Here is a 12,752-nt window from a genome sequence, read left to right on the forward strand (position 1 = left end):
ACTAAAATCTAACTTATTTTAAATCGCATAGGCAGCTTGTACCTTCTTCCAATACTTCTTATATAGTTGCCGGGTCACATCCACTGACACACCAACAGGTTTATCAGTAAAGGATTTTTGCTCTGTAACCCACTTCCATTCCCATTTTTTAATGTCCTTGTCAAAAGCAGCTAAATCAATATCCTTTCCAGAAACTAGTCCATCATTCACTCGTTGGAAAAACTGTTGCCATCTGGGTTTATAAAAATCACTTAGCAACCCATTCCACTGACGATTAGAATATTCATGTAATGGACTGTTTTCATCTCCCCATAGAGTTACAAGATCACGGGCATTCTGTTCATACAAAGCTTTTTCTTCAGCTGTAGTACCACAACTACGTGCTTCCGCAATCCATTTTCCCAACAGAAAATCTTTTCGTGTTCCCAGCAACTTATCCATATCATCAATCAACTCTATAAACTCTTTGCTATACTTCTGAAAATCCGCCTGATTCTTTTGTCGATAAGCTTGCACCCATTTCTTCTGTAGAGGCAGAGCATAGTTAGCCAGTACTTGTCGTGTAACATCCACCAGATCATACTGGAAGCCATCACTGGACTTGCATGTGTTGATTGCCTGAACCAGATGTTGCCAGGCAGGTAAAAGTTCAGCAGGAGGATAATTTAGTTTGGTACGCGTCCATACTGTGGTTGAATCAAAGGTAGGTCGTCCTGTTACAATTGATTCAGCTCCATCCCGAATGGCTTTGCCATTGTAGACAGTTGTTTTCAGAATCTGCCAGGCGGCTAACGTATGTTCATTGGTATTCCCATAACGATTTCGGATGTAATCAGACAACCATTTATCCAGATCAATAGGTTGATCTCTCCAGGTGTTGGCCATCATCAGTTCATATAAAACAGGATTCTGCTCAATAGCTTCCATAGTGAGTCCAATTCCTTTCAAATTTCCACTTTTCGGGTCATGCAATGCCTCAGCCGGACCTTTAGCAGCCCCTTCTATCCGTCCAAACAGATTGACATTACCCCCAAAATTATTTAGCATATTCCAGATCCAGGGTTTGCCATAAAATGCCTCAGTACTTTTCCATACAGGTTCTATTTCTGTGGCCAGATCCAGTACAATCATATGGTCATTGGGGACGGCATCCAGTAAAGCTTTGATTTGTGGAGCTTTCCAGAATTTGCGATCACTGTAGAATAACCATCCCTGCATAACCCATATAGCTTGTGGATCTGCTTGTCTCATCCCTTCATATACACGCGCACTCAGTTTAGACAAAAATTCCGGTTCGTCAGATGGTGGCTCGTTTTCATTGAAGGTATCTGCCGAATACAAGTGATCCGTACCAAATAAAGCAGTTTGCTTCTGTAGAAACTTCTTGCCAATCTCAGCGAACATAGGATCTTCCGAGTCCAATATATAGGTATCCGCAAAGCCATTGGTCCAGTTGGTGGCTTTCAGTTTAGCATTAGGAAAGCGATGACGAAAGGCAGCAGGAACATGTCCTGTGAATGCAGGCAGTACAGGTTTCATTCCCAATTCACGTTCACGAGCAACAATCTTTTGTTGTAATTCTTTGTGACTTTGCATCCAGCTTACAGGAAGTGGACCACCCCATGCATCCAGGTTTCCCATCCAGAACCAGGAGAAATACGACGGGCCACTAAAGAATGCCTGTAAATCCTGATCCGTAAATCCCATTTCCCTGTATACTTCATACCAGGTATATTCTTCTCCGGTAATTGCCAGAGGCATATTGATCCCATGCAATGCCATCCAATCTATTTCTTTTTGCCAACGCTCCCAGTTCCACCAACTCATGCTGTAGTTGAAGGTACAGTAGTTCAGATAATAGCGGTAATGATAGGATGTGTTCTTGTGAATCTTTTCAGGTACAACAGGCAAAGAAGCAGGTAGTTTTAAATTTGTTCCATTCCATGTAATCTGGCAATGGGTATATTCTGTCAGGTAGTAGTATAAAGCAGATCCGATTGCCACTCCAGTACTTCCTCTCAGAATGATTTTACCATTCTTACTTTCTATTTCAAATACATCATTTCCTTTTTCAGCAGCTAATGACTCCACCTGAAAGTAATGAGATTCTTTGGGTAATATTCTTTTTACAAAAGCTTCAGAGGCTTGTACATTGAGCTGAGCCATCACATAGGATGTACAAAACAGATGGATAGCTCCTACTAGTAGAATTCGCTTAAAATACATGTATACGCAAAAATTTATGTAGAATATTCTTTGTTCAATCTGATACTTAGTGGTTCTTTTTATACCTTTAAGAACCACTTTTGCTGATACAAAAAGTATAGGAACCCTAGTTGTACAGCGACAATTCCGGCGGCCAGCCATACCGGCTGCCAGGCTGCTTCAGCAAACTTGATCAACCCTCCAAAGAGAAAAACAGTAGTATGCTCAAAATCAATAACCCCATGTGAGGCCATATATATAGTAATTGAATTCATTCCTATCCATACCAAAGGCATAGACCATTTCTTAAATCCGGCAACATCAATAATCAGGTAAAAAGCAGAAAGAAACAATAGGCTCCAGCCACAGGTTAGTAACACAAATGAACTGGTCCACATATTTTTATTAATGGGAAAATCCAAATGCCAGATCCAGGCAATAGCAATAAGTAAAAGCCCTACCGGAATCATAAAAAATCCTTTTTTGAGGGGTGTCCATCTAGTAGATGACCAGCGTAGAAATTGACCTGTAAAAATGCCCATCAAGGCATTGGCAATAGCAGGAATGGTAGATAGAAGTCCTTCAGGATCGTAAACTTTCCGATGCAGTTTACCCGGCAACAATATACGATCTATATAGGCCTCCATATTTCCTTCGGGGGTAAGAACACCTGCACCAAATTCTGGAACAGGAACAAATTTCATAACAACCCAATACCCAATCAATAATCCTGCAAACCACAGCAGTTGTCCTCTGAGATCGCAATAAAGAAAAATAAGTCCGGCAAAAAGGCAAGATAAAGCGATACGTCCTAATACACTGGCAAATCGGGTGTTATCATATCCTTGCCACTTCAGCAATCCGTTGACAACCATTCCCAAAATGATCAGGATGAGTGTACGCTTTAGAAGATGCCACAAAATCTTTTGTCTAACCGCTGATTTGTTCTCAGCAGTACTTCCTTCCAGCTGTTTTCCCATGGAATAAGGCATAGAAACCCCAGCTATAAAAATAAAAAGAGGAAATATCAGATCATAAAATGTAAATCCATTCCAGTCTGAATGATGTAGTTGGTCGGACATCCAGTCAATCAATGAATTGTCAGATGCAGCAGCCCAGGAATGAATTAATCCTTCACCACTGATAATCCAGAACATATCAAATCCTCTGAGAGCATCCAGAGACTGTAATCGTTTTAGGTGGGTTTTCTGATTTGTATGCATGTTGGCAGGTGGATCGCCTATCTATAAAAAACTCTCTGACAAATAAGAACTTCTGCCAGAGAGTTGTACCAGGTTGCTTTAATTAACTTTTAGAATTTCAATGTAGATGGCAAGTACTTAGCTACCAAATCTTCATAGTAAGGTCTGAGTGCTTTGGCATCAGGAGGTACAGGAACTTTTGAGTACAGATCGTAGGGATTGAATTTATTTACCCATTCAAACATTTTATGGTCATGTTCTGTCATCAGATGTGAATAGGCATTTTCCCGATGTTGTGAGTAGAATGAGTGATACCGAATCATATACAAGGCAGGCTCTGGCAAATAGTCCTTCATCATCTGATACAGGTATTCATCGTGCCCCCATGACATACGTACATTATCTAATCCACAGTTAGGTTCATAAATGCCATATTTTGTATTATAGCGTTCATCGGTAGAATCGGGATTTGCAGCAAAAAATTCAGGATAAACGATCTTATCCGAATGTTGACATCCAACAGGGAAGGTATCTCCTACTACTGCCCACTGAGGCTCTCCAAACAGACACAACACTTTACCCATATCATGCATAAATCCAGTCAATACAAACCAGTCTGGATGGCCATCAGCCCGGATGGCTTCTGAAGTTTGGAGTAAGTGTTGTAACTGATCCAGGCTTGTATCCGGGTCAGAGTCATCTACCAGTGTATTCAGAAAATCTACCGCTTCCCATAATGACATTTCCCGTTTATCAAATTTCAGAAAATCTGCTCTCTTCTCCTTTACAAAATCATAGGTTTGATAAGTATGATTAAGTCGGTAAAACTCACGCACCGTATCTACCCGCTCAGAATCAACATAATTGCGATACTCTTCTTTAGTCTTTACAGACTCTTCCGGATCAGGATAACGCTTTAACAAGTCGTCTTCCCAATCTTCCATACTGGATAATGGAGATACTTCTTTTTCTGTGAATTTCTGGTTCATAGGGTTATAATAATTGAGCGTTAAGGGATTTGTACAAACTCTTAAGAGGATTTAGAGGTTAATTACTCAGAAACCAAATAATCAACCCAATATCAGCTTTATAAGCACTTCTGACAAACATTTTTACTGTTTTATCAGAAAGTGCTATTTATATATATTAATAACCTGGATTTTGTGTCAATGTGGTATTTAATACTTTCGCATTGGTTGGAACAGGGAATATACGACGATAGGTCTCTGCATTAGTTTTGTATCCCCACTGACCTTCATATTTTCCAAAACGAATCATATCATTACGATGCCATGTCTCTGCAACAAATTCACGACATCTCTCTTCATACAATTGTTCCAAGGATACATCATCCCAGGAAGCAGATGTTGAGCGATTATCACGAACCATCTTCACCAGAGAAGGAGCAGTATGTCCAAGTGTTGGTGAGCCTCCACGTAAGATGGCTTCAGCCTTCATAAGAATGATATCTGAATAGCGAAATACAGGCATATCATTATTTTGATTCCGGGTTACAGAAGAAGCATCTGGATAAAACTTAGTGTTCCGATATCCCATATTCCAAGAAATTTCATCATTCCCGCAATCAAAAGCAGCGACACTTCTTCTCAAAATTACCTCCGGTGTAAGAACAACCTGATAGGTACGCTTTACAGAAGATGTATCTGTAGACTTCTCATCATATTCTTTTGGAGTTAAAGGAGTACTAAGAATAGGAGTAACCCCATCATTCATATACTGAGGTCCTGTAAGCCACTGTTTATTTCTCACATCATTTGGGTCATCAAAGTGTGCGTAAAATTCAGGAAGAGTACTTTCAGCGCCAGCAGGATTGTACGGCATACCAAACTTAGCTCTCTCTGATCGGGGAATCTCGTATCTGGCCCGATACATATATCCATTTGTCCCTGATAGAGGTGTTGCAGCTGGATCAAAAGGAATGGCAAAAATGAATTCTTTCATCTGAGGGCCATTTTCCGGATAAAACATTCGCAAATAAGAACTCATAGGTTCTATAAAATATTTATTAGAGCTGATAATTTTATCGCAAGCAGCAATACAATCATTGGTACGGGCTGTCCCTGTATATACTTCTGCATTCAGATACATTTTAGCCAACAGTGCATAAGCCATATATTTATTGCATCTGCCATACATAACAGGTCCCGTATCCTCACTCAGATAGGGCAACACTGTATTTATCTCAGACTCAATAAAGTTGAACACCTGTGCACGTGGAGTAGTTGGATGAGGTGTAAAGTCACCATACAATGTATCTAAGGGAATATTACCATAAAGATCCATCATCATAAAGTAAGAGAGTGCTCTTACCATTCGCAACTCAGCAATTGTTGAGTTCTTATAACTCGCATTTGCAGGAATAGATTCTTTTAAGATAGCAAGTGCCTGATTTGTTGTACCAATTATTCTTGATAACCAGGACCAACAGGAAGCCGTCCATGGATGATCAGGTGTCCAGCTGTGATAATGTAACATCAGATAGTTCTGATTATCATACCAGTTCCCACCTCTGGCAGGCAAAATCGCTTCGTCTGTACTTAATGTCTGCATGAACCAATAATCCAACGCATAATTCCCTCTCAATGCGGCATAAGAAGTTCCCGCTGACTGGATAAACTGTAATGAATCCTGAGGAAATACATCTGGTGTAAGCTTAGTGGTTACTGGAACATCAATCATATGACATGCTTCCAGAAAAGACACCATCAAAATACACAATGAAAAATAATATATCTTTCTTTTCATATATCTTCTTTATAAATAGAAACCGGTCTTTGTTAGAATGATAAATTCACACCCAATAAGAATGTACGGGTTTTAGGATAAAAGTTATTGGAATCCACTCCTGGAGCAGTGCCACCCTGATTAATTTCAGGATCAACACCAGTATACTTTGTTATAATAAAGGCATTATTCACAGAAGTATACACACGAAGGCTTCGAATAGACTGCCCCAGATTTTTAAAGCTATATCCCAACGTAGCATTATCAAGACGTACATATGTTCCACTTTCAATGAATCGGGATGAATATTTATACACATTACGATCTGATACAGGTTCATTTGCAGCATCATTCAAAATGTTAGCACTTGTTGCGGTCTCAAGTCTGAATAATTCCGCCCTTGTAGCATTAAATATTTTCCCACCAAATGAACCTCTGAAGAATAGGTTCAAATCGAAATTTTTATAGGTCAACGTATTACTCCACCCTACCAATAATTTAGGTTGTGGACTACCCAGATAATGATAGTCTCTTCCAATGGCAGGAGATGTAGAAGCAATACCTTCTCTATTTATATACTGTGAGGTGCCGGCACTATCTTTTCCTGCATATTGTAGCGAAAAGAACTCACCCAATGGCTTACCTGATTTCAGTATTTGTAAAGTACTTCCCGTTTGTCCACCTCCATCAGGTTGAGTAATACGCGTAGAATCCCCACCTGTAAATAGAGGATTAGTTAAACTTAGTATTTTATTCGTATTATGAGCAAAATTTATACTGGTATTCCAGGTGAATCCATTATTTGCTTTTACAGGTGTAGCACTTAAAGATACTTCAATCCCTCTATTATCCATACTTCCACCGTTTGCTACAATCTGTCCGGAAGGTCCGCGTGCAGGATCTACAGCATAGGTAGTAATCATCCCTGTAGTCTTCTTGTCATAGACTTCCACCGTACCTGAAAGTTTACCACTTAGTATAGTAAAGTCTAAGCCTATATTGGCAGTAGCTGTTTTTTCCCACTTCAAATCAGGATTACTTAACTGTGTAGGACCATAAGCGCCTAACTGTACACCATTATAGTAGAATGTACCAAGACTACCAGAAATAAATTGAGCTGTATAGGGATTGAATCCTGAAGCATTACCTGTTACTCCATAACTAGCACGCAACTTCAAGTCATTTACAAAAGATTGAGATTTCATAAATGCTTCATCTGCAATTCGCCAGGCTACACCGATAGAAGGAAAGTAACCCCAACGGTTATTAGCTCCAAATACAGAGCTTCCATCTCTTCTTATAGATCCCTGCAACAAGTATTTATCCTTAAAGCTATAATTCAAACGGGCAAAGTCAGAAATCATCCGATAATGCTGATATACTTCATCAGATCCAAAACCTATTCTAAAGGACGACACAGCATAAGGATTGCTCAAAGCAAAATTATTATATCCTATATTATCTACAGGTAAGTTGGTTGTAGTAGCCTGAATACCATCTCCAAACTCATTATCCTGCCAGGAATAACCCAAAACCAGGTTAATATCATGACTTCCAAACTGTTTAGCCCATGTTACAAAACTCTCTACCACTTTTCGTGTATCCTGATAGCTACTGCGTAATGCAAACCCATTAGTACCAAATGTAACAGGTTGTCGTACTCCGGGAGGCTCAGGATTGCTATAGAATGTAGCATTATAATTCTTAGAATAATAACTATCATAAAACTCACCATGCAGATAGGTAGTATTCTGATACGATACATTCAAATCATAAGTAAGTCCTAATGGAAGATTTACATGTGTTGTAAAAGCAGCCACTAATGCATTTGTTTTTGTATCATCCTGTCCATGTTCAATCATTGCTACAGGATTGTAATATGCTCCTGGTTTATCAAAATTTTCATAGAAGCTTCCATCTGCATTCCTAATTGGTGAAACAGGTAAATATTTTACCACTTGCTGTAATACTACATTACGCATTGGTGTATTTGAAGCTTTTGTATTTGAATTAGATACATTCAAACCAAACTTCACCTTATCATTCAAAGCCGAGTGTTCTATATTTAAACGTGCAATCACACGTTCCTGCGCACTTTTCAGTAAAATACCTTCTTTACGGGCATAATTGATACTTGCATTATAACTACTATGTTCTGTACCGCCACTAAAGGACAAATTATGGTTTGTGGAAAAAGCAGAAGATTTTTGTATTGCACTCTGCCAATTTGTATTGGCTCCCTCATCATCTGAAGGTACAGGTATACTATTCTTTTGCCAGAACGTTCTCAGTTGGTTTCCATTCATCAGATCAAGCTGGTTCGAAACCTTTTCCATACCTATATATCCATTGTAGCCAACTTGCATTTGTCCTTTTTTTCCTTTCTTAGTAGTAACCATAATAACTCCATTGGCAGCCCTGTTACCATAGATAGCAGTAGCAGATCCATCTTTCAATACATCAATAGAAGCAATATCATCTGGAGCTATAATGGAAATATCAGCACCAATCACACCATCAATAACATATAGAGGAGATTGCGAACTGTTTAGTGTAGAGGCACCACGTAAAATAACGGCAGCGGTTCTGTTTGGATCACCACTGGCAGTAATATTTAAACCGGGAACCTTTCCTTGTAGTAACTGGCCTACGTCTGTAATAGCCCCTCTGTTAAGTTCTTCTGGCTTAACATTAGTAATGGCACTAGTCAGGTTCTTACGTGATTGGGTTCCATATCCTACTACTACTACTTCACCTAATGTTTGAATATCTGGTACCAGGGCCACATCAATAGTTGTTTGATTGTTAACAGCTATTTTCTCCTGTACATACCCTACAAAAGTGAAAATCAATTGAGCATTGGCTCCAGCCTTTAATGTGTACACACCATTCACATCTGTAACGGTTCCGGTAGTGGTACCTTCTACTAAAATAGAGACTCCAGGTAGAGTTTCTCCATTACTGGCTGATGTAACCTTCCCTGATACAGTTACTTCAGACTGTCCAAACAATTGCGAAGGCATTGCAAGTGACAGAAACAGAAGCAGAAAGAGAAGAGATTTGAAATGTAGATGTTTTTTCATTGGCAGTTAAAATGGGTTTAATTCAAATCAACTACCGAATATCAATATAGTACTTTTTAAATAAAAATTTTAGAATAACTAATTTCTATGCAAACGTTTGAAATCGTTTTTGTCCAACTCCGAAAAGAAATTATCATGATCTCCGGGACGAATCCCGCACAATTAATTCCGAATCTAGGACACAGTTTTGAGGAGAGACAGAGGAAGAACCTGATGTCAGGGACTCGATAAACAGACGGGCCGCTTCTGTTCCAATTTGCTTGCTCTGACGTTTCACAGAAGTGAGTGATGGCTGAAAATATTCTGCTATAGGACTATTATCAAATCCAACCAAAGCAATATCTGTTGGCACATTCAATGCATATTCCTTAATGATTTTTAATGCGCCAAAACAAACCTGATCATTGACACCAAATATGCCATCTGGTCTATCTTTCAGATTCAGAAGGTATTGTGTAGGCATTAACCCACTCTCTATATTGAAATTGGCCTCTGCTATCAATGTCTCATTGACAGGTAATCGATGATCAATCAAACAATCGATATAGCCTTTATAACGCTGTTCTGCTACTGTAAGCCCTTTCGGACCTCGTAAGTGAGCAATTCGCTTACAACCTACTTCAATCAAGTGTTGAGTAGCTCTATAAGCACCTTGATAATCATTTATTGTAACACCAAAAGCTGGAAAATGATCATACTCACGATCTATGAATATCAGCGGAATATTCCGTTTAAGTATTTGTTCCAGGTGGGAATGATCTTTGGAATCGTAGGTTTCTTGTGATACAGACATAAAAATGGCATCTACCCGATTAGACAGAAGCCGTTCCACATACTCTTTCTCCAGTATCTGACTCTCATTGGTAATACATATATTTACCAAGTATCCTAATGGCTGCAACACAGACTGCAAGCCATTTACCATAGCAGCTTCATGAAAATGGCTGATATTAGGCAGGATCACCCCTATTATTTTGGTTGATTTATTTAAAAGGCTCAATGAAACGGAGTTTTTTTGATATCCCATCCGCCGAGCATATTCCTGTATAGTGTTTCTTGTTTCAATATTGATCAACGGATGATTATTTAATGCTCTCGATACAGTAGAGGGAGAACACTTAAACTTTTGAGCAATATCTTTAATCGTAATTATTTTTGGCGTTGAATCCAATGACATACTTTTTAATGAAGTAATACTTGTTAGGCTTAATCCCTCTTAAGAATATTTGTATCATGGCAACAGTTAAAACAAATCACCAGATCATATAAAGGCTATTCATTCTCAATCACAAAAAAATACCCGATTGGACAATCAACTTCTTTTTTCGGGAATTTATTACAATAAATACAATTTATCCAAAATAACATATTTAGATAGAAATTGTATTTTATTCAGATAACAAATTTTGCTACTATAGTAAGCTACTATTGATTAAGATAACATTGATTACCAGAAGGCAAACGAGTGTTAGTAACAGAAGTGTGTAACTAGTTAAAAAATAATGAATCATGGAGAGAAGCATATATTCTATCTAAAGAATAAGATAGCACGCATTTCACAGACAATACCTGAAGGATCTTACACCTATAGCTATGTATAGTGTATTGGAAAAATCTTTCTGTGGTTAAAAGTATTCTGTTTTTATAATTGCTATTTTGAAAAGTCCTTTGTATTGCTTATTCAAGTAAAATAAGTTTGTGCTACTTAAACTAAGTATAATCAGACTGTTTAACATCCTGTCCTTAGTTCTTTTCAAGTTTCTGAATTACTAAGGTACTCAGCCTGTATGTGCATTGCCGACTATCTCTTGCGTAGCAAAGTATATAATACAACAAGAGAAAACTTTAACTACCTATACATTGACAGGCGTTCATCAATTGGGCTTAACTTAATACTAAAAAATAGTTTTCACAAAACCTAATTACAGAAACAAAATCATTATCAAACTAGTAGCATTCTTACCCTGGTATCAAGGATTGCCCAGCATATATTTCCAACCCCATTCTTTAAAATAAGCATTAACACTTTTAAGCCGCTCATAGCAAAACTCGCCAAAATAAAAACCCTTACTGGCATACACCTGTCTACAAGAAAAACACATTTCAAAATAGGCAAATGGTGTATCAGACTCATCATAGAATATGATTCCATGATGAGGTTCATAACAGATTGCTTGTTCCGGTAGCGTTCCGTCCTTCGGAGTTATTCGTTTATAGAAAAGATTCAGAAAGGAGTTCATTTCCTTACCCGTTAACGCCTTTCGTTCCTGAACAACAGAACTATCCAAACTAACTAACAAGCTGTCGGCTTTCCAAGCCCATATTCTTACATATGTTGGTTTTATCTTCCCTGTATGTTTATATATTTCTATATCTATCTTATTTTTAGGTATTACCTTCACCCTATCCACAAAACTAATCACCACAATTTTACAGGTCCTCTTCACTAATGAAACCGTATCCAGTGACTTTACCTGCGAGCAACTTTTGAAAATATCCTGATAAATCTGAGAAAAAATCTTTGGAGAGTATAGAATGAGAAGAATACTCAAAAGCAGCTTATTGCTCATTTTGGAAAACAGAATGTATATATAAATTCATTGAAGACCAATTATTGCATAAGTAGAGCCCCATATATAAATCCTACAATTCCCGCTAATAGAAAGAATAGCATATAAGCTATTACATAGTTCATTAGAGATTTAACAGCAGCAGTAAAATAGCTTTTTCGATAAAAAAACAATACGCCTACAACTGAATAATATATAGCAGCAATGGATGTAGATAGTATGCTATCTATGATAAAGTGTGTAGGGAAATATCGGTATAACAAATAACCCGGAATAGAAAATAGTGCGCTCTGTGCCATTGTATAGGTATTCATTAGCAAATGCTCTGCATAGGTGTATCTCTGCTTTCTAAAAAACACACTGGAACCTAAGGCCAGAATTGGAATCAGAATAGCATACATGAATTGAGGATTCTGAGTAATAAATTGCTGAAACTGCTGAACTCTTGCATTGGCAGTCTGATATTTTTCCTGCTGTTTTTTATTTTTAAAAACGGGTTTTTGCGTTTGTACCTGTTCTGTTATCTTCTGAGTAAATGCATCCATATCCAGTATGGAAAATCCTATAAATGTACTGATACCCAACCAAAGCAGCAGATATTTAACGGGGTTGGTGTATATGATCCTTTTTCCGGTAATGTAATCAGCTATTACTCCCTGAGGCCGGGTAAACATCTTCGTTGTTGTAAAAAGAAATCCTCTGTCAAAATCAACCAGTGACTCATAAGCCAGTGAGAGCAATTCTTTTATTGTTAACCGGGGTTGCAGCTGTCGTTGTCCGCAATGTCCACAAAATGTTTCGGTTACCGGATTGCCACAATTCTTACAGTCAGCAGGCTGGACTTCTTTTAAAACAGCGGTTTGTGCGTGTTCAGAATGTATCATTTTATTTGAGAAGGCTAGTATACTTGCATCGCAATCTAACAACTATTCTCATAACTTCAGATA

Annotated in this window: 8 protein-coding genes; all 8 read right to left on the reverse strand. The window is 38.2% G+C overall.

Annotated features, from left to right (window positions below):
- Window positions 1–18: 18 nt before the first annotated feature.
- The 8 genes from QNI15_RS08630 to QNI15_RS08665 all read right to left on the reverse strand — a co-directional run bounded on the left by QNI15_RS08630 (window position 19) and on the right by QNI15_RS08665 (window position 12,689).
- Window positions 19–2,226, reverse strand: a complete 2,208-nt coding sequence (locus QNI15_RS08630; RefSeq protein ID WP_314031399.1) for an alpha-N-acetylglucosaminidase — start codon at window positions 2,224–2,226, stop codon at window positions 19–21.
- A 59-nt stretch (window positions 2,227–2,285) separates the two neighbouring features.
- Window positions 2,286–3,428: an acyltransferase family protein gene (locus QNI15_RS08635; protein ID WP_314002280.1), complete on the reverse strand. Its 1,143-nt coding sequence runs from the start codon at window positions 3,426–3,428 to the stop codon at window positions 2,286–2,288.
- Window positions 3,429–3,517: 89 nt separating this feature from the next.
- Window positions 3,518–4,396, reverse strand: a complete 879-nt coding sequence (locus QNI15_RS08640) for an inositol oxygenase family protein (RefSeq protein ID WP_314002282.1) — start codon at window positions 4,394–4,396, stop codon at window positions 3,518–3,520.
- A 157-nt stretch (window positions 4,397–4,553) separates the two neighbouring features.
- Window positions 4,554–6,173, reverse strand: coding sequence for a RagB/SusD family nutrient uptake outer membrane protein (locus QNI15_RS08645; RefSeq protein ID WP_314002285.1), 1,620 nt, complete (start codon window positions 6,171–6,173; stop codon window positions 4,554–4,556).
- Between the two features lie 32 nt (window positions 6,174–6,205).
- Entirely contained in the window at window positions 6,206–9,235 is a 3,030-nt protein-coding gene (locus QNI15_RS08650; RefSeq protein ID WP_314031401.1) for a SusC/RagA family TonB-linked outer membrane protein, read from the reverse strand.
- Between the two features lie 133 nt (window positions 9,236–9,368).
- The gene (locus tag QNI15_RS08655) at window positions 9,369–10,412 is read right to left on the reverse strand and encodes a LacI family DNA-binding transcriptional regulator (RefSeq protein WP_314031402.1); all 1,044 of its coding nucleotides are present in this window, start codon (window positions 10,410–10,412) and stop codon (window positions 9,369–9,371) included.
- 793 nt (window positions 10,413–11,205) lie between these two features.
- The gene (locus QNI15_RS08660; RefSeq protein WP_314031403.1) at window positions 11,206–11,805 is read right to left on the reverse strand and encodes a hypothetical protein; all 600 of its coding nucleotides are present in this window, start codon (window positions 11,803–11,805) and stop codon (window positions 11,206–11,208) included.
- Between the two features lie 41 nt (window positions 11,806–11,846).
- Window positions 11,847–12,689, reverse strand: a complete 843-nt coding sequence (locus tag QNI15_RS08665; RefSeq protein ID WP_314031405.1) for a DUF3667 domain-containing protein — start codon at window positions 12,687–12,689, stop codon at window positions 11,847–11,849.
- Between the last annotated feature and the right edge of the window lie 63 nt (window positions 12,690–12,752).

Origin of the sequence: Xanthocytophaga flava, assembly GCF_030068545.1 — a bacterium.
GTDB classification, from domain to species: domain Bacteria; phylum Bacteroidota; class Bacteroidia; order Cytophagales; family 172606-1; genus Xanthocytophaga; species Xanthocytophaga flava.

What these genes read in the sequence shown, in the direction of transcription:
- QNI15_RS08660 (WP_314031403.1), bottom strand. Translation starts at nt 11,805, where the DNA reads ATGAGCAATAAGCTGCTTTTGAGTATTCTTCTCATTCTATACTCTCCA.
- QNI15_RS08645 (WP_314002285.1), bottom strand. Translation starts at nt 6,173, where the DNA reads ATGAAAAGAAAGATATATTATTTTTCATTGTGTATTTTGATGGTGTCT.
- QNI15_RS08665 (WP_314031405.1), bottom strand. Translation starts at nt 12,689, where the DNA reads ATGATACATTCTGAACACGCACAAACCGCTGTTTTAAAAGAAGTCCAG.
- QNI15_RS08655 (WP_314031402.1), bottom strand. Translation starts at nt 10,412, where the DNA reads ATGTCATTGGATTCAACGCCAAAAATAATTACGATTAAAGATATTGCT.
- QNI15_RS08635 (WP_314002280.1), bottom strand. Translation starts at nt 3,428, where the DNA reads ATGCATACAAATCAGAAAACCCACCTAAAACGATTACAGTCTCTGGAT.
- QNI15_RS08630 (WP_314031399.1), bottom strand. Translation starts at nt 2,226, where the DNA reads ATGTATTTTAAGCGAATTCTACTAGTAGGAGCTATCCATCTGTTTTGT.
- QNI15_RS08650 (WP_314031401.1), bottom strand. Translation starts at nt 9,235, where the DNA reads ATGAAAAAACATCTACATTTCAAATCTCTTCTCTTTCTGCTTCTGTTT.
- QNI15_RS08640 (WP_314002282.1), bottom strand. Translation starts at nt 4,396, where the DNA reads ATGAACCAGAAATTCACAGAAAAAGAAGTATCTCCATTATCCAGTATG.